33 protein-coding genes are annotated in these 15,407 nt (G+C 63.5%); 17 read left to right on the top strand and 16 right to left on the bottom strand.

Features of this window, described 5'->3' with window-relative positions; translation table 11 throughout:
• Window positions 1-30: 30 nt before the first annotated feature.
• The 15 genes from V6W80_RS17335 to V6W80_RS17265 all read right to left on the bottom strand — a co-directional run bounded on the left by V6W80_RS17335 (window position 31) and on the right by V6W80_RS17265 (window position 7,811).
• Window positions 31-705, bottom strand: a complete 675-nt coding sequence (locus V6W80_RS17335; RefSeq protein ID WP_338544935.1) for a hypothetical protein — start codon at window positions 703-705, stop codon at window positions 31-33.
• Window positions 702-2,036, bottom strand: coding sequence for a hypothetical protein (locus V6W80_RS17330; protein WP_338544934.1), 1,335 nt, complete (start codon window positions 2,034-2,036; stop codon window positions 702-704). The genes V6W80_RS17335 and V6W80_RS17330 overlap by 4 nt, the downstream gene beginning before the upstream one ends.
• A gap of 43 nt (window positions 2,037-2,079) precedes the next feature.
• Complete coding sequence (locus V6W80_RS17325) at window positions 2,080-2,838, bottom strand: DNA cytosine methyltransferase (protein ID WP_338544933.1); 759 nt, start codon at window positions 2,836-2,838, stop codon at window positions 2,080-2,082.
• 16 nt (window positions 2,839-2,854) lie between these two features.
• Complete coding sequence (locus V6W80_RS17320; protein WP_338544932.1) at window positions 2,855-3,226, bottom strand: hypothetical protein; 372 nt, start codon at window positions 3,224-3,226, stop codon at window positions 2,855-2,857.
• Entirely contained in the window at window positions 3,223-3,489 is a 267-nt protein-coding gene (locus tag V6W80_RS17315) for a hypothetical protein (RefSeq protein WP_338544931.1), read from the bottom strand. Before V6W80_RS17315 ends, V6W80_RS17320 begins: the two co-directional genes overlap by 4 nt.
• Window positions 3,486-3,689, bottom strand: coding sequence for a hypothetical protein (locus V6W80_RS17310; RefSeq protein WP_338544930.1), 204 nt, complete (start codon window positions 3,687-3,689; stop codon window positions 3,486-3,488). Before V6W80_RS17310 ends, V6W80_RS17315 begins: the two co-directional genes overlap by 4 nt.
• A 375-nt stretch (window positions 3,690-4,064) precedes the next feature.
• Window positions 4,065-4,325, bottom strand: coding sequence for a hypothetical protein (locus V6W80_RS17305; protein ID WP_338544929.1), 261 nt, complete (start codon window positions 4,323-4,325; stop codon window positions 4,065-4,067).
• Window positions 4,322-4,660, bottom strand: a complete 339-nt coding sequence (locus V6W80_RS17300) for a response regulator transcription factor (RefSeq protein WP_338544928.1) — start codon at window positions 4,658-4,660, stop codon at window positions 4,322-4,324. Before V6W80_RS17300 ends, V6W80_RS17305 begins: the two co-directional genes overlap by 4 nt.
• Before the next feature lie 47 nt (window positions 4,661-4,707).
• Entirely contained in the window at window positions 4,708-4,929 is a 222-nt protein-coding gene (locus V6W80_RS17295) for a hypothetical protein (protein WP_108581872.1), read from the bottom strand.
• Window positions 4,926-5,150, bottom strand: a complete 225-nt coding sequence (locus tag V6W80_RS17290) for a hypothetical protein (protein WP_273808767.1) — start codon at window positions 5,148-5,150, stop codon at window positions 4,926-4,928. Before V6W80_RS17290 ends, V6W80_RS17295 begins: the two co-directional genes overlap by 4 nt.
• 60 nt (window positions 5,151-5,210) lie before the next feature.
• Entirely contained in the window at window positions 5,211-5,420 is a 210-nt protein-coding gene (locus tag V6W80_RS17285) for a hypothetical protein (protein WP_338544927.1), read from the bottom strand.
• Window positions 5,421-5,807: 387 nt separating this feature from the next.
• Window positions 5,808-6,065 carry a DUF1654 domain-containing protein gene (locus V6W80_RS17280; RefSeq protein ID WP_338544926.1) on the bottom strand — a complete coding sequence of 86 codons (258 nt, stop codon included), beginning with the start codon at window positions 6,063-6,065 and terminating at the stop codon, window positions 5,808-5,810.
• 118 nt (window positions 6,066-6,183) lie between these two features.
• Window positions 6,184-6,525 (bottom strand): hypothetical protein, encoded by a 342-nt coding sequence (locus tag V6W80_RS17275; protein ID WP_338544925.1) that lies wholly within the window; start codon window positions 6,523-6,525, stop codon window positions 6,184-6,186.
• A gap of 82 nt (window positions 6,526-6,607) precedes the next feature.
• Window positions 6,608-6,895: an ADP-ribosyl-(dinitrogen reductase) hydrolase gene (locus V6W80_RS17270; protein WP_338544924.1), complete on the bottom strand. Its 288-nt coding sequence runs from the start codon at window positions 6,893-6,895 to the stop codon at window positions 6,608-6,610.
• Window positions 6,896-7,100: 205 nt separating this feature from the next.
• Window positions 7,101-7,811: a helix-turn-helix transcriptional regulator gene (locus V6W80_RS17265; RefSeq protein ID WP_338544923.1), complete on the bottom strand. Its 711-nt coding sequence runs from the start codon at window positions 7,809-7,811 to the stop codon at window positions 7,101-7,103.
• A gap of 87 nt (window positions 7,812-7,898) precedes the next feature.
• Between V6W80_RS17265 and V6W80_RS17260 the strand changes: the two genes are divergently transcribed.
• The 12 genes from V6W80_RS17260 to V6W80_RS17205 all read left to right on the top strand — a co-directional run bounded on the left by V6W80_RS17260 (window position 7,899) and on the right by V6W80_RS17205 (window position 13,030).
• Window positions 7,899-8,105, top strand: coding sequence for a hypothetical protein (locus tag V6W80_RS17260; protein WP_312378863.1), 207 nt, complete (start codon window positions 7,899-7,901; stop codon window positions 8,103-8,105).
• 139 nt (window positions 8,106-8,244) lie between these two features.
• Entirely contained in the window at window positions 8,245-8,940 is a 696-nt protein-coding gene (locus tag V6W80_RS17255; protein WP_338544922.1) for a phage antirepressor KilAC domain-containing protein, read from the top strand.
• Window positions 8,937-9,779, top strand: a complete 843-nt coding sequence (locus tag V6W80_RS17250) for a helix-turn-helix domain-containing protein (protein ID WP_338544921.1) — start codon at window positions 8,937-8,939, stop codon at window positions 9,777-9,779. The genes V6W80_RS17255 and V6W80_RS17250 overlap by 4 nt, the downstream gene beginning before the upstream one ends.
• On the top strand, window positions 9,779-10,441 hold the full coding sequence (locus V6W80_RS17245) for a replication protein P (RefSeq protein WP_338544920.1): 663 nt from the start codon (window positions 9,779-9,781) through the stop codon (window positions 10,439-10,441). The genes V6W80_RS17250 and V6W80_RS17245 overlap by 1 nt, the downstream gene beginning before the upstream one ends.
• A gap of 118 nt (window positions 10,442-10,559) precedes the next feature.
• Window positions 10,560-10,877, top strand: a complete 318-nt coding sequence (locus V6W80_RS17240; RefSeq protein ID WP_338544919.1) for a hypothetical protein — start codon at window positions 10,560-10,562, stop codon at window positions 10,875-10,877.
• Entirely contained in the window at window positions 10,874-11,095 is a 222-nt protein-coding gene (locus V6W80_RS17235) for a hypothetical protein (RefSeq protein ID WP_338544918.1), read from the top strand. Before V6W80_RS17240 ends, V6W80_RS17235 begins: the two co-directional genes overlap by 4 nt.
• The gene (locus V6W80_RS17230) at window positions 11,092-11,220 is read left to right on the top strand and encodes a hypothetical protein (protein WP_338544917.1); all 129 of its coding nucleotides are present in this window, start codon (window positions 11,092-11,094) and stop codon (window positions 11,218-11,220) included. The genes V6W80_RS17235 and V6W80_RS17230 overlap by 4 nt, the downstream gene beginning before the upstream one ends.
• Window positions 11,217-11,522: a nuclease domain-containing protein gene (locus V6W80_RS17225; RefSeq protein ID WP_007159428.1), complete on the top strand. Its 306-nt coding sequence runs from the start codon at window positions 11,217-11,219 to the stop codon at window positions 11,520-11,522. Before V6W80_RS17230 ends, V6W80_RS17225 begins: the two co-directional genes overlap by 4 nt.
• A complete protein-coding gene (locus tag V6W80_RS17220; protein WP_338544916.1) occupies window positions 11,519-11,956 on the top strand; it encodes a VRR-NUC domain-containing protein in 438 nt (145 codons plus the stop codon). Before V6W80_RS17225 ends, V6W80_RS17220 begins: the two co-directional genes overlap by 4 nt.
• Entirely contained in the window at window positions 11,953-12,384 is a 432-nt protein-coding gene (locus V6W80_RS17215) for a hypothetical protein (RefSeq protein WP_338544915.1), read from the top strand. The genes V6W80_RS17220 and V6W80_RS17215 overlap by 4 nt, the downstream gene beginning before the upstream one ends.
• The gene (locus tag V6W80_RS17210; RefSeq protein WP_338544914.1) at window positions 12,362-12,661 is read left to right on the top strand and encodes a hypothetical protein; all 300 of its coding nucleotides are present in this window, start codon (window positions 12,362-12,364) and stop codon (window positions 12,659-12,661) included. The genes V6W80_RS17215 and V6W80_RS17210 overlap by 23 nt, the downstream gene beginning before the upstream one ends.
• A gap of 3 nt (window positions 12,662-12,664) precedes the next feature.
• Window positions 12,665-13,030 (top strand): antiterminator Q family protein, encoded by a 366-nt coding sequence (locus V6W80_RS17205; protein WP_338544913.1) that lies wholly within the window; start codon window positions 12,665-12,667, stop codon window positions 13,028-13,030.
• A 128-nt stretch (window positions 13,031-13,158) separates the two neighbouring features.
• Here V6W80_RS17205 and V6W80_RS17200 read toward each other — a convergent pair whose 3' ends face one another.
• Complete coding sequence (locus V6W80_RS17200) at window positions 13,159-13,377, bottom strand: hypothetical protein (RefSeq protein WP_316858154.1); 219 nt, start codon at window positions 13,375-13,377, stop codon at window positions 13,159-13,161.
• A 223-nt stretch (window positions 13,378-13,600) separates the two neighbouring features.
• Here V6W80_RS17200 and V6W80_RS17195 point away from each other — a divergent pair, with 223 nt between their 5' ends.
• From V6W80_RS17195 to V6W80_RS17175, 5 genes are read left to right on the top strand one after another with little or no spacing between them, the layout of a single operon-like run.
• Window positions 13,601-13,879, top strand: a complete 279-nt coding sequence (locus tag V6W80_RS17195; protein ID WP_288358220.1) for a hypothetical protein — start codon at window positions 13,601-13,603, stop codon at window positions 13,877-13,879.
• The gene (locus tag V6W80_RS17190) at window positions 13,876-14,238 is read left to right on the top strand and encodes a hypothetical protein (protein ID WP_338544912.1); all 363 of its coding nucleotides are present in this window, start codon (window positions 13,876-13,878) and stop codon (window positions 14,236-14,238) included. Before V6W80_RS17195 ends, V6W80_RS17190 begins: the two co-directional genes overlap by 4 nt.
• Window positions 14,235-14,408, top strand: a complete 174-nt coding sequence (locus V6W80_RS17185; protein WP_338544911.1) for a hypothetical protein — start codon at window positions 14,235-14,237, stop codon at window positions 14,406-14,408. The genes V6W80_RS17190 and V6W80_RS17185 overlap by 4 nt, the downstream gene beginning before the upstream one ends.
• Window positions 14,405-14,968, top strand: a complete 564-nt coding sequence (locus V6W80_RS17180) for a hypothetical protein (protein ID WP_338544910.1) — start codon at window positions 14,405-14,407, stop codon at window positions 14,966-14,968. The genes V6W80_RS17185 and V6W80_RS17180 overlap by 4 nt, the downstream gene beginning before the upstream one ends.
• A 22-nt stretch (window positions 14,969-14,990) precedes the next feature.
• Window positions 14,991-15,356 (top strand): HNH endonuclease, encoded by a 366-nt coding sequence (locus V6W80_RS17175; protein WP_338544909.1) that lies wholly within the window; start codon window positions 14,991-14,993, stop codon window positions 15,354-15,356.
• Window positions 15,357-15,407: the final 51 nt, after the last annotated feature.

Here is a 15,407-nt window from a genome sequence, read left to right as displayed (position 1 = left end):
GCAGGTTCAATGGGGTAGGGGTAGGGTGGGTCAGGCGGACTTGCGGTTCCAGCGAGCTTCGTTGCGCGGGTCGACGACGAATTTCACGTGGACGTTGCGGGCAATTAGGGCCTTGCGCAGCGCCCGGCCATCGCCATAGCCGATCAGTGTCGCGACCTGGATCAGCGTGTGGGTATCAGCCAGCCGGCGGGCAGTCTGCGCCACCGTCTCGCCGGTCTTGTGCAGCCAGGTCTGGGCTATATCTCGAGAGTCCCAAGGATTTTTGGGCATGGCCGAGGCTAGAAGCCTGAGTTTCTCTCGGTTGATTCCCAGGACCTCAGCGGCCTGGCGCATGGAAAGACCTTGATCAGCCAGCGCCAGAATCTGCTCAGAAAGATCGGGCTGCTCCTGCTTTGGCTGAGTGCCGATCCATGCTAGATCAGGCATCTCGTCGACCAGTCTCTTGAATCGAACGTAGCCGAGACCTGTGAGTCGACGGACCTCGCGCTGTGACTTTCCCTGACCTGCCAATCGCTTGATCAGCCTAGAGGCGCCCAGGTCAGTTAGGGGCGTGATCCAGCGGATTACCTGCTTCCTTGCGGCCATGTCTTTGCGGTGCTTGATTTCCAACCCGACAAGCCTGGCGATGGCAGTTGGCCCAAGACCTTCTCGGTTCAGACGGCGAGCCATGACGGCCCGCTCTGAGATGACGCTGCCATCGCTCATACCTCACCTCCGTCGCCCTGGGCGCGCATGGCGGCGTCGATGGCAGCTTCGAACTGCTCACTGATGCTGCTCTCGAAGTCTTGGCCGAAGTCCACGACGATGTCCCAGGCGTTGAAGAGGGTTACGTCTCCCGCGCCTCGCTCCAGCTCTATCTGCAGGCTCCAACCTTCAGGAAGCTCTCTGCATGCGCGCTGGATAGCTGACTCTGTCGCATTTTTCCGCACCGCCTCATCCCCATGCGCGGCGGCAGGCGCGGCAGCGTAGAGGTAGTGCAGGCCTTCCGGCAGCTTGTAGGCTTCGCTGTACTCCTCGAAGGAGAAGCACTTCACGCCATCGCGAAGGGTAATGGTCATCTCACCGATTTCTTTCGGCTCCACCGGCTCGCCAGCGGCCACAGGAGCGGCGGCAGGCGGTGCTAGATATAGCGGCTCTTCGGAATACTCTTCGGGTGTTACCTGCCAGCGCTTGGCTGAAAACTGGGGCGCATATGGATATCCCTCTGATGTGCGCTCGACGTATCTCCACGCCACCGGCTCACCAGCGGCGGGCTGGGTGGCTTTCATGCGCTCCAGCTCAACCAGGGCGCCAGTCACGTTGGCATAGCCCATGTCGCGGGCCTTCTGCCATACCTCGTCGTACAGCTCAGCGCGGTACTTGTCGCTTGTGGTGCCAGCGGCGGGCTGGGTGGCGCGGCCCTCGACGCGGGCCCGGATGGCCGCCCAGGTCTGCTCGTACTCCGGCCAGTCGCTTTCGATGACCAGGTACTCACGTACTGGAAGGTGCGAGTGAAGGGTATCTAGCGCCTCGCTGAGGAGCAGGACCGCCTTGTGGGCTTCCAGGTCGCTCAGCTCCGCACTGTTCTCGATTTCCTCCAGATCCTTCCGCTTGATGACGATGTAGCGGTCTTCGCGCTGGAACTCCCCGGCCTGCGCGCCCTGGGCTTCCTGGTGCTCGATGACCGCCAGCTTCTCCATCGCGCCGCTGTAGCGATCCACGGTCAAGGCAAGAGCCTCGTCCAGGCTCACCCCATGCTCTGGCCTGGCCAGCACCTGCTCGCGGGCTTCCTGCTGCTCGGCCTGGGCGTGGCGGGCGAGGAAGGCTTCGAGTTGGCGCCTATGAAGCTTGGCGTCGCCAATGGTGTTGTAATCCAACACCTGCTCAATCAGCCCCACAGCCTCCGCCAGCTCCGACTGCACCCGCGCTAAGGCTTCGGTCAGGCTCGGCAGCGCGTGATCCAGGATTGCAGCAGCCTGTTCTTCCGTGCAGTGGCGGCCGTCTAGCTCGCCCTCAATGGCGCAGATCAGCGCCTTACAGCTCTGTTTCATGTTCATTGCTCAATACTCTGTCGGCACGCCAGACGGCGTGAGGGGAGGGTCAGGGCAGGAATTCCATTGCGGACTGGATGAATGCGGTGGCCGCACCTGCGTTCAGCGCATTGCCGTAGGCGTGCAGCTGGTCCATGCACTCGGCAAGCCCATGATCCACGCGGCGAACGAGGGGTTGAGGCCAACGACTTCCTGGCTGGAGCGGAGCATCGGCGATAGCGCGCAGATCCTCTTCGCCACGCCATCCCCACGATCCAGGCGGGCAAGGACTTCGCCGCGGCTGCTGTCCTTCCATTCCCGCGCCGAGATGCTTGGCAGCAAAGTAGAGGAGCTGCCTTTCGATCGGGGCGCCGACGTCACTAGCGCGGAAACGAGCCGGCCAGAAGGCGTAGTCGTCTGCTTCCAAGTCATCGGCGACGAGGTCCAGCCAGCCGTGCTTGATAGCGACAGGAACCTGCTCTCCGAGCAGCGCGACAGGTCTGCGCTCTCGGATGAGGTGATGCCAGGCCGGCCAGAGGTGCCGCTCATCAGCAAACCCAAGGCCTTTACCTGCCTTGCTGTAAGGCTGGCACGGGCAACTTCCTGTCCAGACTGGTCTCGAATCGTCCCATCCCGCGCAACGAAGAGCGAAGGGGAAAACGCCAATTCCAGCGAAGAAATGGCACTGGGTGAACTCGGCAAGCTCTGCAGGCACGACATCCTCAATGCTCCTTTCGTCCACGACGCCGTCGGCTATGTGCCCGGCCTTGATGAGGTTGCGCAGCCACGCGGCCGCATACGGGTCGATCTCGCTGTAGTAGGCGGCCATGGGGTGCTCGGCGTGGTCAGGCGGCTTTCGATCCGAAGGGCTGTAAGCCGACCTTCGGCGCACCGGTCTTCTTGTCCTTCAGTGGCTCGCCCTTGGCATCCAGCAGCACCGACTTGGCCTTTATCTGCAGGTCGCGGCAATCGAGCGTGCGCCGGGCGATCGCTATGAACTGCTCGGCGTACTGCGGGGCGTCGTATAGCGGAGACAGCTGCTTCACCCGCTTGCTGGCCATGATCTTGTCCGCACGCTCCTCACAGGCCTGCTGCCACTCCTGCGGGGTCAGCTGCAGGCGCTGGCCGGAATCGTCTCGGCGGGTGGTGGAAACCTTCTTGCGCGCCTCGGCCAGCGCAACGTCGCGAGTCATGCCGAACACTGCGAATGTGCTCATGGGGCCTCCAGCGTCTTCAGGAGATCGGCGAAGGTGGCAGCGTGCTGATCGGCTGCGCGCTTCTTGGATCGGGACTCAGCAGCAATACCCCGCACCCGGGGCGCGGTGCTGTTGAACTCGGCTGCCCGGGTCAGCTCCCGCGGTGCCAGGTAGGGAAGGGTGGCGATGCTGCCGCCGGCGGCCAGGTACTGCTCGACGGCCTGGCCCAGGCTGGCGCGCTGCGGCTCGCGAGCCCGGATGTCGTGCACGAAATCAGGGATCATGCGGTGAGCTCCCCTTCAGTGCGCAGCAGGTTGTCCGCTGTGCGGCGCGGCGGCACCTTCTGGTCGGCCTTACGGTAGTAGTGGACCCAGGTGCCGTTGGCGCGGCGCTCGGCGCGATAGGGCCAGCACTCGAAGCCCAGCATGCGGGCACGCGAAATCACTGCCGCCGGGCTACGCCCGATGATAGGTAGGGTGATCATGATGATGGTCTCGGGATGGCGCCGAGCGGCGCGGGGGAATGGGTGCCGGCTTCAGGGTTGAACCGTGGCCGGCGGTGATGCAGTGCCAGTGCCTGTTGTGTGCTAACCGGCGCGACTCCGTCTTCTGCATCGGAAAGGGGTGGCCGGTGCTTATCTCCAGCTCGCAGGCGATTCATGGTCGCCCCAGCAGGTCGCGCTACCCATGGGCCACGCATTCACCCCTTTCCGATACAGTCCCCGTGACGTGGGGAATACGGCCTGGCCCTCGGCGGAGGTAGAAGCTGGTGAACCGATGCCAGGCTGCCGGTGATGTGCGCTCCGCCGGCTGGCGCTCCTGGGTGTCCGCCGGGGCGGCCCGCCAGGTCGGGGCAGTGATCAGGTAGAGCGGGGCGGGGTGATCAATTCGTTGAAACGTGACATGTCACGCTGGGCGATTTGATCGGCAGAGTGGATCAGCAGGGTCAGCACCTCGGCACGCTGCTCGAAGCCGCCGGCGGCGCAGATCCGGTCCAGCGCCTCGGCAGTCCGCTGGTACATCTCGAACGGCATCACCTGGTGGCCCAGAGCGGCCAGGCGCTCGGCCTCGCGCTTTCGCTGGTCTGCCTTCCGCTCGGCGGCGGCCTTCGGTGTGGTCATGCGTAGATCTCCAGAGCTTCAGCGCGGCGCATCATCCGGACCTGGGCAGTACGGCGCTCAGGCACGCGGCGATCGCGGCGCATCGGGTCTTCATCGAGGGCGGCGTGGGCAACCACCAGCGCGGCCAGCATCATGCAGAGCGGGCTGATGATCTGGCGCTTCATCGCCTCGGCCACCAGCTGCGGGGCGCGCTGCACGCCCAGCTTGAACATCGCGCTGCTGATCCGCTTGGTGACGGTCATGGGTGCGATCGCCATGTCCCGGGCGATCTGCTTGTGGGTTAGGCCGCTAGCCAGGCCCATCACGCACTCCAGTTCTCGGGGAGCCAGGCCCATGCCTAGGCGTCCTTGCCATTGCCCAAACTCGATCACGGTGTGGATCCTTACGCCGCTGCGGCGTGGTACTGGTACTGGTTTAGGAGGTCTTCAAAGCCCGCCAGCGTGCGCTGGAAGTAGAGCTTCAGTCCGGGGGTGGAGGCCTGCTGCATCTCGCGCCGGTACATGGCGGCGAGGTCTTCAACGTGCGGCAGGATGTTCAGGTACAGGGTGGCCGGCGTGGCCGCTTCGATCTGAGCGCGAAGCCAGGCGACGTAGTGCTGGTTCATGACGAACTCCTCAGCAGCCTGATCCCCCGGGCCGTGTTGGGGGTGAGCTTCAGAAATCCCTTTTCTTCCAGCGCTTCCAGGTGCTCCTGGGCGCCGTTGGGCGATGCCATGCCCATCAGCTCGGCCAGCTCGGCGCGGGTGGGCGGGTAGTTGTGGGCCGACAGGAAGGCTTCCACTTCCTGCAGGGTCTGCAGCTGGCGCGGTGTCAGTGCGTTGGCCATGTGGCCTCCTGTTCGGTTGGCATCCCGTCTGGCCCTCGCGGGAAGGCCAGCCAGTGATGCTCAGGCTTCAGTGGGTGCTGCTGCTTCACGTTCAACGCGCTTGGCGTGGGCTTCGGTCAGCTTCGCCAGGACCTTCTGCTGCAGTGCAGCAGTGGGGATTGCCTGGAAAGTCTCGATTGCTACGCCGGCGATTGGGCCCTCGATGTCAGCCGTCATGGATTCCATCCAGATCTTCACCTTCGCGTAGTTGGTGCGTTTCGTTCTTGCCATCGCTGTGTCCTCGGTTGTCTTCCCGGCTGGCCCTGTCTCCAAGGCCAGCGAGGAAAACTGGCTTTCTCCCGCCGCCCGCCATCGATCACTGGCGGTACACGTACCCCGCTGCCAGTCCTCTACTGTCGGCAACGTCTCCCCTCGGAGTGAGGCGGTGGGCGCCGCACCGGGTATCGCTCCCAGTGCGTCGGCCTGCTATGCCGGCAGGCTCGGCGGTCTAATTTGTGAAAGAGCAGGGCGGCTTTCGCTGCCGGGCAGTTGTCGCTGCCTGTGATGTGAATTTAGAAAACTTAACAAGGGTCGTCAAGGGCTTTGTTTAGATAAATTAACTTAGCGGACGGCAGGCGATAAAAAGCCCGCTCGGTGGCGGGCTTCGGGGGAAGGAGATCAGAAGTCTTTCGGGACCTTCCAGAAGAGGTCGACGCTACCATCGTCGCGCTGGGCGATGGTCACGTTGTCGTTCTCCTCGATCTCGGAAAGGAGCAGCTCCCAGTCGGCCTCATAGGCCCCCAGGCGTTCGAGATGCACATGCCTATCCGTATCGCCGCGGGCTGAGTTGATCAGTCGCATGACGCGCTCAGCCAGCAGGCTGTAGGACGTGACGGGAGTAGACTCGATCTGAGCTTGGGGTTGGGCCTTGGCCATGGGGGTACCTCCTTTCTGTGATACTGTTCAAATATACAGTATGCGACAGGAGGCGGAGCGGCAAGGTTCCAGGCACAAAAAAGCCCGCGCTGGGCGGGCTTTTGGCTTATGCCTGATGTCAGGCGCGTTTCAGTTCTTGGAGGAACTCACGTACTGGGGCGGTGCTAGCTTCGACGACGGATTCTTCCTCTGCCTCGATCTGACTGATTCGATCCAGCATGATTTTCCGAATTTCAGACCGCGCAAAGCGGTTGAGCAGATCCCTGATCATCGGTTGATAGCCGACACCATTGATCTCTGCAATTTTCTTCAGGTCATTCACTAGCTGCTTTTGCAGTCTGATCGAGATCAGCTGCAGGCCCAGGGCGTCATCGACCTCCTGCTTGGAGCCAGCGGCAACACGCGCATGCTCGGCACTCTGGCCAAGCTCACCGGATTCCCACAGTTCTACGTTGCTCATAGCGGCCTCTGTTTTTGCTCTCATAACGAGTTTAGACGATCTCTACGCCTTGACTGCCAAGTGCGGTCGAACGGCTCAGCGTTCAGTAGGCGTTGTCGTTGTAGATCTCAATTGCTTTCTCATCGGCGAGGTAGGCGGACTTCAGATAAACCTTACCGTTGCGAAAGATGAACAGGATCTTGAGCTTACGACCTTGGTTGGTCTCAGCTACAAACCACCGAGTGATGGGGTTGGTTCGGTGGCGCTCGCGCCGATCCTCAAGGTGTTCGCCATCACAGTTGTCAAAGCATTGCTCGACCTCACGAGGTGTCACTCCGTGCTTTACCGCAAGCTTCTCTAGGACCTTGCGGGAGATGATGAGTCCTTTCATGCGTACTACCTAGCGCATTGTGTATATACAGATGATAGAGAGAATGAACGAATGGTTCAATCGAATACAGTGAAAATGGGCTGGCGTAGGCGTTTCCGAACCGCCACGCCGTATCCATCACGAGATATACAGCGGCTTGTGAGACAGAAAATTTAGGGCGAACCCTCGATTTTTCTACAACCGCTGGTCGCCCCAGCGAGCGAGGTCAGTCCCAGAAAGCTGACGACCAGAACACCTTGCCCAGGATCGAGATGTCCTTTTCGGCCATCTCCGTGGGGGTGTAATCCTCGTCGGCGTGCTCGGCCCGGTTGAAGCTGCGCAGCCGGATCCCTCCACCAGGTAGCCGGTAGACCTGCTTCACCCGCAGCTCGCCATCGTGCTTGATCACATAGACCTTGCCGTCCTTGATGGTGGTGATGTGCATGTTGACGCCCACGGTGCTGCCATCGGGCAGGGCGGGCTCCATGCTGTTGCCGCTGACGGTCACGCAGATGGCGTTGCTGAACTGGACGCCACGCTCGCGCAGGCTCGACTTGCCCATACGGACACACCGGCCAGAGTCGAGATCCTCGGCAACGATGCCGGGGCCGCCGGAAACCCGCACATCCTTCAGCAGGGGGATCTCCACCTCGTCGTCGTCAAGAGGGGTGTCGTCATCCCAGGCCGAGATCGGCCCGAGGATGGTGGCCTCGCTTTTAGGGCGATCCCTATCAGCGCTTCCTTCACCGTAGGCCAGCCAGTCAGGCGAGCAGTCGAGCGCCTTGGCTAGGGCCAGCAGGTTCTTTCCCTTCGCGCCGTTGGTGCCATTGACCCAAAAGCTCACGGTGGCTTTCGACACGCCAGTCAGGCGAGCCAGGTCGGTTGCGGCGAGGCCCTTCTCCGTCATGCGGCGGGCAAGTCTGTCTTTGAATTCCATATTAAGGATTCTAAACCTTCCGGTGTTTAGATAACTTGCCTTGCTCCGTTAAGAACTCTAAACTCTTGAGGCAAACGGAGACCTCTCATGACCTACGAAGAAGCCTTGAGTCATTACGGCAGCGGCAGAGCCATCGGTGAAGCGCTGGGCGTTACCGGCTCCCGCGTTTCCCAGTGCCGGGCTGCGGGTGGCTTTTCCTACCCCATGCAGTGCGTCCTGGAGAAGGACTCGGGCGGCGCCATCAAGGCGAAGCGCGAGGACGAGCCGGTCAAGCGCGCCAGCGATGCCGCCTGACCATGGAACCCATTATCCGCGTCATGGCCTTGCGCCAGCAGTCACGCGGGATAGCTGTGATTCCGTCCAGTACGCGAATCGCAGGCAAGAAAAAGCCCGGCGGCAACCGGGCTCAGTACGACACAACAGATCGAGGTGAATGATGCAACAGATCCTCAGTACCGGCAACACCCTGACCATGAGCAGCCGCGAAATCGCCGAGCTGGTCAGCTCTCGTCACGGCGACGTCTATCGCTCCATTGGGCGCCTTATCTCCCGTGGTGCCATCCAGGGGTATACGCCAACGCCGTACACCCACGAGCAGAACCAGGAGCAGTACCTGGAATATCAGGTGGGCAAGCGCGACAGCTACGTCATCGTGGCCCAACTCAGCCCTGAGTTCACCGCCAAGCTGGTTGACCGCTGGATGGAGCTGGAGCAGCAGGCCATGGCCGTCATCCCTGACTTCAGCAACCCGGCCGCCGCTGCGCGCGCCTGGGCTGAACAGTTCGAGCTGCAGCAGGCGGCCAACCAGGCCCTGGCCATCGCAGCCCCGAAAGCTGAGTTCGTCGACCGCTACGTCGAGGGCACTGGCCTGAAGGGCTTCCGCCAGGTCTGCAAGCTCCTCGGCGCCAACGAGAACGAATTCCGCCTGTTCCTAGCCGATGCTCACGTCTGGTACCGCCTGGGCGGTGAGTGGGTCCCCTACGCCGAGCACATCGCCGCTGGCCGCTTCCACGTGAAGACCGGCCAAGCCGGCAACGGCCACAACTTCAACGCCGCCAAGTTCACCCCCAAAGGCATCGAGTGGATCGCCGGGAAGTGGGCTGCCTACAAGCTTCAAGGTGCCGCATGAGCGTTCAAGCCATGTCCTGGGCCATGCAGATGCCCAAGTCCACCCTGGGCGACGCCTCCGCCCGCCACGTGCTGCTGTGCCTGGCCAACTATGCCGGCCAGGACGGTCGTGGTGCTTTCCCCTCTGCCGAGCAGCTGGCTGAAGACACTGGCCTGTCCGAGCGGACCGTTCGGTACAAGCTGGACCTGCTGGAAGAGATGGGCCTGATCACCCGTGGCAACCAGGCGATCGCCGCTGCCTACATCGGCCGGAAAGACCGCATCACCAACGTCTACGACCTCCAGCTGAAACGGGGTGCAGTGGCTGCACCCGGTGAAGGAACGGGGTGCAGTTCACAACAGAACGGGGTGCAAACCACGACAGAACGGGGTGCAGCCGTTGCACCCAATACGTCACTGAACCAAGAACAGAACCAAGAGCAAGGCCGCGAGGGCGCGGCGAGCGCATCCGGTGAGGGTGGCTCGAACGATCCCGAGACCGCCGCTGATCAACCCCGGAGCCGTGCCAAGGGTTTCAGCCTGGCCGACATGCAGGCCCTGACCGACACCGCCGGCATCGCCATCTCCGCCGACGTCGCCAAGGACTACCTGGCCTTCCGCCGCGAACTCAAGAAGCCGCTCAACGCCACGATCTGGAAAACCATCCTGACCGAACTGGCCAAGGTCGCCGTGCACGGCATCAGCGCCGACCAGGGCCTGGCCGAGGCCATGACCGCCGGCTGGCGTGGCCTGAAGTGCGAGTGGCTGGTGAACCGCCTGAAGCACCACCAAGGCCCCGGCGCCGGCCCGAACGACGACGACACCAGCTGGGCCAACAACCTGAACGAGGACAGCGTCTGATGCGCAACGCCACCGAGATCGTGAAGCACGTGGACTTCAGCCAGGCTCGCCCGGCGGTCCAGCAGCAGCCGGCCAGCATCGACGAGGGCACCGCCCAGGTCGTGAACTCGCTGTTCAACGAGCTGAAGTCCATCTTCCCCGCCTGGAAGCAGGCCTGGCCGGACGACGAAGCCCTGAAGCGCGCCAAGCGCTCCTGGATCAAGGGCCTGATGGCCGCCGGCATCCACTCGCTGGAGCAGATCCGCTTCGGCCTGATGACCTGCCGCGCCAGCGGCCAGGACTTCGCGCCCAGCGTCGGCAAGTTCGTGGAGTGGTGCCAACCCACCGCCGAGCAGCTGGGCCTGCCGCCGACCGAGAAGGCCTTCCAGGAAGCCGCCCGCAATTCGCACCCCGCCGTGGGGCAGGGCGCCCGCTGGAGCCACCCGGCCGTGCACCACGCCGCCACGGAGTCCGGGCTGAGCAACCTGTTCCGCCTGAACGAAGACGCCGGCCGAAAGCTGTTCGAGCGCAACTACTCGATCGCCTGCCGCATGGTCGCCGCCGGCCAGCCGCTGCGCGAGATCCCCAAGGCGCTGCCCTCCGAGGTGTCCACGCCGGCCAAGCCGGAAACCGTCCAGTCTGAGCTGGCCAAGATGCGCGCCGCGCTGGGCCGCCGCTCGTGAAGGCCTGCTGGATGGTCCTGCTCCCCAATCGCGCGCCGTTCGCCATGGTCGGCGCCCAAATCAACCGCGACGAGGCCCTGACCTGCGCTCGCATCATCTGGCCGGAGGCCGACGTAGCATGAAGACCCCTCACATCGTTTCGACCGCTATCAGCGTTGCGCTTTCGACCTGCCTCCTGATTGGGGAGCCCTGGCACTGGTTCGGCTTCTACACCCTTCTGGCATTCAACATCTTGGCTTGGATCGGCCTCTTGAGTGGCGGTGTCAAGGGCGAGACAGCCTCTAAGATCCGCGAAGGCATGTGGCTGAGTTGCGCAAGCACTGCGTTCCAGCTCTACGCGCTGATCGTCACTGGGCACCCGATCTTGGCGGCGGTCTCCTTCATCTGTTCGGCGCTGATCGTGACGGCCGCCTATCGCCAGGAGGTGCCGGCATGATGTTCACCCAAGAGGAATACGACGACGCCCGCCGCCTGGCCTATGACCAGGGCTTCAATCGCGGCTCTGGCATGGACCCCAAGGTCCAGCACACCGAGGCCTACATTCACTTCCGCGAGCAGGAGCTGGCCGGGCCGGTGAAGCGCGAGCGCACGGCGCCGGCAGCGCGCCGCCCGATCGGCGACTTCCTCGGCGATGGCGAGGGCCGCGGACTATGACCCCCTTCGTCATCACCGGCCTGCTACTGACCCTGGCCGCCGCCGGCCAGATCGCCATCAGCCACCGCCGCAGCGCCCATCGCCGCACCACCGCCCAGGCCTATCGGTCGGGAGCTGCCCAATGAGCCGCGCCCAGTCCAAGAAGCTCCGCGACAGCGCCCGTGGCCAGGAATGCACCCTGCGCATCCCGGGCGTCTGCAACTTCAACCCCGAGACTACGGTGCTGGCTCACCTGGCGTGCGGCCAGAAGGGCATGGGCCTGAAGAGCCCGGACAACATGGCCGTCTTCGCCTGCAGCTGCTGCCATGACCTGCTGGACGGCCGCCGCCAGGGTGAGCTTGATCAGCGCGACGTCATCCGGGCCTTGGGCGAGACCCAGGCCATCTGGATCAGCCAGGGCCTGATGACGATCAAGGGGGCCGCATGACCGCCGCCCTCAAGCCCTGGGCCGCACCGCGCGAGACCCGCACCCGCAAGAAGCCTACCGACTGGGAAGGCATCGAGCAGACACAGCTGTTCACCTGGCTGGAGCTGGCCTTCCCCAAGGAAGCGAAGTCGATCTACCACGTGCCCAACGGTGGCCACCGCCACAAGGCCACGGCCGGCAAGCTGAAAGGGCAGGGCGTGCGCGCCGGGATGCCGGACATCAACGTCGACATTGCCCGTGGCGGCTACTTCGGCATGCGGATCGAGTTCAAGGCCACCCCGCCGCACGACGCCGCGGTATCGCCGAGCCAGCTGGCCGCCCTCCAGCGCCTGACCGACCAGGGTTACCTCGCGATCGTCTGCCGGGGTGTGCACGACGCCCGCGAGCACCTGACCGCCTATCTCCGCCTGCCTGCTACCGAGGCCCTCCGATGAACCATCCAGCACAAGACCTGGCCGGCCTGGCCCGGCAAATCCTCGGCCAGTCGCTGGTCGTCTTCCTGAGCCACTACCAGGAAGCGCGCCAGGCGGCCCCGGAGAACGAGCGCGAGCTGATCGCCGAGATCAATGCCCTGGCCGCCCAGCGTCTGGCCGCCGCTACCGATGAGGACCTGCGCCGCCGGCGCATGGTGCTACAGGCCCTCTACACGAACGCCACCAGCACCGCGCTCGCCTGCCGCGGCTATCACTCGGCCCGGCGGCCGGGCTCGCGCCTCGGCGGCCGCATCTGGAAGGATCGTTCCAGCGTCAACAAGGCAGGCGAGCTGAAGGCTATGTGCGACGCGTCGCGCGCCCTGGGCGAGATGGAAGACATCCAGAAGGAGATCGACCGGAGGGCCAATGCGCAAGCAGCACGGGCCTGACCTCACCCGGAAGGTGAAGCCGATTTCGCGTTGCGTGACATGTCACGGGCGCGGCGTCACCCGGGGCGTCTTCTACGAGATGGAGTGCGGCACCTGCGCCGGCACCGGCTGGGTCGATCACGCCACCGGCCAGGCCATGCCCGCCGAGGATCTGGTTTTCACCCTGAGTCACCGCCTTCTGCACCTGGAACAGCAGCTGGCCACCCTGCAGCGGATGCAGCCCTACGAATCGAGCAACCGCCGCGGCCCGCACGGCTCGCACCGCACCGGAGACTGACCCATGCGCAACATCAGCAGCTGCTACCTCCTCCGGCAATGGGGTATCTGGAGCCGCATCCAGGCCAGCATCGCCACCTACATCTGCCCGACCTATGCGCTTATGCGTGACAACGTAGCCGTCGAGTCGCTGCCCACGCCGGACATCGATGACCTGGAGGCGCTCTGGGTCGACCGGATGCTGTCCATCCTGAAGGAGAGGGATCCGCAGTGCTTCCGCGCCGTGTGGCACTACTACCGCTTCGACGGCCTGACCTATCGAAAGCTCGGGATGCTGATGGGGATCACCCACGTGAAGGCGGCGGAGCTCGTGAAGTCGGGCGAGGCCTGGCTGGATGGTCGACTGTCAGCCTTTTGCGAAGCGGCCTGATTGATATGTTTCACGAATCATTGACAGTGGATTACAACGCCTATACGATTTATTCCATGCTGCGATAGCTGCCTGAGCAGAGCGCAACACACTAGAGACCCCGGCCACCGCGCCGGGGTTTTTCGTTTCTAGAGCGGGCGCCAGGTCACGTCCGACACACCCGCACCCTCCGCAAGGCTGCGATTGGTGCTCGGCGGATCACCTCGGTGTTTGTCAACGAGTGGTATGCCTAGCTTGCCTACTACGGCTCCCCAGGCTTCCTCGTCCGAGAAGAACTCCTGCTCGACGGTGAACGTGTCCTGTTTGCCGCCTTTGGTGTAACTGACCTCGAAACTGCGCATATCCATAAGTGCACTCCTGTGGTGGAAGACTCAGTCTTGTGCCGAGGAGGCGTTATGGCCATGCGCGGCGACAAGCGGGCGGATCTGTGAGATTCCCCTTTCCCGGGCTGGCTTTTGCCGGCCTACCTCCTTTGCCGTATCGGCGCAGTACCGAGAGAGACGAACGATGGAGCCATCCGCACTCGCAACGAGCGGGCTGGGTGTCGTCGGGCTTGGAGCCGGTGCGTTCATGGCGATCCTGCTCTGCTTCAACAAGTGGCTGGAGATGCGTAGAGCTGACCAGACCCAGGTAGGCATCCTCGAAACCGACCGCAAGTTCCAGCAGGAGCGAGCGGATAAGGCCGAGGCGAAGGCCGACGAAGCATGGAAGATCGTCATTCAGATCAGGGACGAGCTGACATCCGTCAAGATCCAGAACGCCACTCTGACCGAAGAGGTCCGCCACCTGCGCGAGGAGAACCAGTCTCTGAACGCCAAGGTTGAGGACCTGATGGGGAAACTCAAATGACGCATCGCGAGCGGGTACAGACCGCGTGGGACAAGAGCGGGGTGGCGGTGTACGCGACCCTGGCCGTGATGCTTGCTGCTGCCTGCGGCTTCTCCGCCGGCATGTGGTCGGCCAAGAGCGACATCCTGAGCCTGATCGCTGCTCACCGAATGGAGAGCGACAAGGACGATCAGGCCTGTCGTGCCGACATTGGGTACCTTCGGGAGCGTCTGGTGGAGTCCAAGCAGATCATCGCGCGCCAGTCCGACCAGTTGGCCGCTGCCGGCGTCAGTTCCAGCCAAGCCGCCATCAAGGCGAGCGATGCCGCGGTGAAGGCCTCCGAGGTTGCAGGCCAGGCACAAGAGCAGGTGAAGCAGTGAGTCGGTCGACAACCGTCACCTTCACCATCCACATGGCCTGGTGGGTGAAGCCCTACCTGTGCGGCGTGCTGCTCATGTCCAGACTGACCGGCCTGCAGCCTGATCCGGATCGCGTCGGCGCCTGGGTGCAGCGCGGCATGACCATGAAGATGACCGAGGTGAAGCGATGAGCCATCCCATCCCCCAGGAAGAGCGAGCGGTGGCAGAAGAGTGCCGCATCCTGCAGCACGACATCCGCCGGCTACAGGGTCAGCTGGACGTGCTCCACCAAGACCCTGCTGCACGCTTCGTGTCCAGCATGGGATCGCCGAAGCCTGGCACGTTCTTCGGACCAGGCAACTATGGCGGCGTCCCGATCAAGCGCGTGCTGGTCGACGGTTTCGAGGTCAAGGATGTCGAGTACGCCGATACCGAGCGTGGCTTCGTGATCTATGCGGTCAGCCCGCTGCAGGTCAGGCCCGGCACTGACGAGATCTGGCGCGACATCAAGGGCGGCAAGGTGACCATTGAGTACGAGGGCGACGAGCCTGGGCCTGAGCTGGCTGTAGATGGTCAGCTGATCGTCATGATGGTCAATGCCGGCACTGCTGGTCGCCCCGTCTCTGAGATCGCTGAAGCCTTCGGCGCTGACGAGTATGGGCACGCCCGCTGCAAAGCCAGCCTGGATGATGTCATCAGCGCTGCTGAGTGCATCCACTACTGCCGGCGCACCCAAGCCGTGGTGTCGTGACATGTCACGAAGGGAATGACTGATGGCCCTACGCCCCAACAAGCCTTGCAGGGCCAGAGGCTGCAACGCCCTGACCCGGAATGCCAACGGCTACTGCGATGACCACGCCGACCTGGCCAGGCCTTGGGCAACTCGCCAGGGCTCGGGTCGTGGCGGTCGACCCTGGCGCCGGCTGCGCGACCAGGTGCTGAAACGGGACAACTTCCTCTGCCAGTGCGAGGAGTGCAAGCGCCTGGCTCGGATCAGGCCCGCGCATGAGGTCGACCACGTTATCCCCCTGGCGCAGGGCGGCACAGACAGTCCGACCAACCTGGTGGCGATCAATCACGAATGCCACCGGGCGAAGACCCAGCGCGAGGCAGCCGCGGCCTACCGCCCATCGGTGTAGCACGGTAGAGGCCCTATTCATGCACCAGAAAAGTGCACGATAGGGTTTGCC

Source organism: Pseudomonas benzopyrenica (genome assembly GCF_036884265.1).
GTDB lineage: Bacteria > Pseudomonadota > Gammaproteobacteria > Pseudomonadales > Pseudomonadaceae > Chryseomonas > Chryseomonas benzopyrenica.
This window is presented reverse-complemented; position numbering and strand designations above follow the sequence as displayed.

What these genes read in the sequence shown, in the direction of transcription:
- V6W80_RS17335 (WP_338544935.1), bottom strand. Translation starts at nt 705, where the DNA reads ATGAGCGATGGCAGCGTCATCTCAGAGCGGGCCGTCATGGCTCGCCGT.
- V6W80_RS17330 (WP_338544934.1), bottom strand. Translation starts at nt 2,036, where the DNA reads ATGAACATGAAACAGAGCTGTAAGGCGCTGATCTGCGCCATTGAGGGC.
- V6W80_RS17325 (WP_338544933.1), bottom strand. Translation starts at nt 2,838, where the DNA reads ATGGCCGCCTACTACAGCGAGATCGACCCGTATGCGGCCGCGTGGCTG.
- V6W80_RS17320 (WP_338544932.1), bottom strand. Translation starts at nt 3,226, where the DNA reads ATGAGCACATTCGCAGTGTTCGGCATGACTCGCGACGTTGCGCTGGCC.
- V6W80_RS17315 (WP_338544931.1), bottom strand. Translation starts at nt 3,489, where the DNA reads ATGATCCCTGATTTCGTGCACGACATCCGGGCTCGCGAGCCGCAGCGC.
- V6W80_RS17310 (WP_338544930.1), bottom strand. Translation starts at nt 3,689, where the DNA reads ATGATCACCCTACCTATCATCGGGCGTAGCCCGGCGGCAGTGATTTCG.
- V6W80_RS17305 (WP_338544929.1), bottom strand. Translation starts at nt 4,325, where the DNA reads ATGACCACACCGAAGGCCGCCGCCGAGCGGAAGGCAGACCAGCGAAAG.
- V6W80_RS17300 (WP_338544928.1), bottom strand. Translation starts at nt 4,660, where the DNA reads ATGGGCCTGGCTCCCCGAGAACTGGAGTGCGTGATGGGCCTGGCTAGC.
- V6W80_RS17295 (WP_108581872.1), bottom strand. Translation starts at nt 4,929, where the DNA reads ATGAACCAGCACTACGTCGCCTGGCTTCGCGCTCAGATCGAAGCGGCC.
- V6W80_RS17290 (WP_273808767.1), bottom strand. Translation starts at nt 5,150, where the DNA reads ATGGCCAACGCACTGACACCGCGCCAGCTGCAGACCCTGCAGGAAGTG.
- V6W80_RS17285 (WP_338544927.1), bottom strand. Translation starts at nt 5,420, where the DNA reads ATGGCAAGAACGAAACGCACCAACTACGCGAAGGTGAAGATCTGGATG.
- V6W80_RS17280 (WP_338544926.1), bottom strand. Translation starts at nt 6,065, where the DNA reads ATGGCCAAGGCCCAACCCCAAGCTCAGATCGAGTCTACTCCCGTCACG.
- V6W80_RS17275 (WP_338544925.1), bottom strand. Translation starts at nt 6,525, where the DNA reads ATGAGCAACGTAGAACTGTGGGAATCCGGTGAGCTTGGCCAGAGTGCC.
- V6W80_RS17270 (WP_338544924.1), bottom strand. Translation starts at nt 6,895, where the DNA reads ATGAAAGGACTCATCATCTCCCGCAAGGTCCTAGAGAAGCTTGCGGTA.
- V6W80_RS17265 (WP_338544923.1), bottom strand. Translation starts at nt 7,811, where the DNA reads ATGGAATTCAAAGACAGACTTGCCCGCCGCATGACGGAGAAGGGCCTC.
- V6W80_RS17260 (WP_312378863.1), top strand. Translation starts at nt 7,899, where the DNA reads ATGACCTACGAAGAAGCCTTGAGTCATTACGGCAGCGGCAGAGCCATC.
- V6W80_RS17255 (WP_338544922.1), top strand. Translation starts at nt 8,245, where the DNA reads ATGATGCAACAGATCCTCAGTACCGGCAACACCCTGACCATGAGCAGC.
- V6W80_RS17250 (WP_338544921.1), top strand. Translation starts at nt 8,937, where the DNA reads ATGAGCGTTCAAGCCATGTCCTGGGCCATGCAGATGCCCAAGTCCACC.
- V6W80_RS17245 (WP_338544920.1), top strand. Translation starts at nt 9,779, where the DNA reads ATGCGCAACGCCACCGAGATCGTGAAGCACGTGGACTTCAGCCAGGCT.
- V6W80_RS17240 (WP_338544919.1), top strand. Translation starts at nt 10,560, where the DNA reads ATGAAGACCCCTCACATCGTTTCGACCGCTATCAGCGTTGCGCTTTCG.
- V6W80_RS17235 (WP_338544918.1), top strand. Translation starts at nt 10,874, where the DNA reads ATGATGTTCACCCAAGAGGAATACGACGACGCCCGCCGCCTGGCCTAT.
- V6W80_RS17230 (WP_338544917.1), top strand. Translation starts at nt 11,092, where the DNA reads ATGACCCCCTTCGTCATCACCGGCCTGCTACTGACCCTGGCCGCCGCC.
- V6W80_RS17225 (WP_007159428.1), top strand. Translation starts at nt 11,217, where the DNA reads ATGAGCCGCGCCCAGTCCAAGAAGCTCCGCGACAGCGCCCGTGGCCAG.
- V6W80_RS17220 (WP_338544916.1), top strand. Translation starts at nt 11,519, where the DNA reads ATGACCGCCGCCCTCAAGCCCTGGGCCGCACCGCGCGAGACCCGCACC.
- V6W80_RS17215 (WP_338544915.1), top strand. Translation starts at nt 11,953, where the DNA reads ATGAACCATCCAGCACAAGACCTGGCCGGCCTGGCCCGGCAAATCCTC.
- V6W80_RS17210 (WP_338544914.1), top strand. Translation starts at nt 12,362, where the DNA reads ATGCGCAAGCAGCACGGGCCTGACCTCACCCGGAAGGTGAAGCCGATT.
- V6W80_RS17205 (WP_338544913.1), top strand. Translation starts at nt 12,665, where the DNA reads ATGCGCAACATCAGCAGCTGCTACCTCCTCCGGCAATGGGGTATCTGG.
- V6W80_RS17200 (WP_316858154.1), bottom strand. Translation starts at nt 13,377, where the DNA reads ATGGATATGCGCAGTTTCGAGGTCAGTTACACCAAAGGCGGCAAACAG.
- V6W80_RS17195 (WP_288358220.1), top strand. Translation starts at nt 13,601, where the DNA reads ATGGCGATCCTGCTCTGCTTCAACAAGTGGCTGGAGATGCGTAGAGCT.
- V6W80_RS17190 (WP_338544912.1), top strand. Translation starts at nt 13,876, where the DNA reads ATGACGCATCGCGAGCGGGTACAGACCGCGTGGGACAAGAGCGGGGTG.
- V6W80_RS17180 (WP_338544910.1), top strand. Translation starts at nt 14,405, where the DNA reads ATGAGCCATCCCATCCCCCAGGAAGAGCGAGCGGTGGCAGAAGAGTGC.
- V6W80_RS17175 (WP_338544909.1), top strand. Translation starts at nt 14,991, where the DNA reads ATGGCCCTACGCCCCAACAAGCCTTGCAGGGCCAGAGGCTGCAACGCC.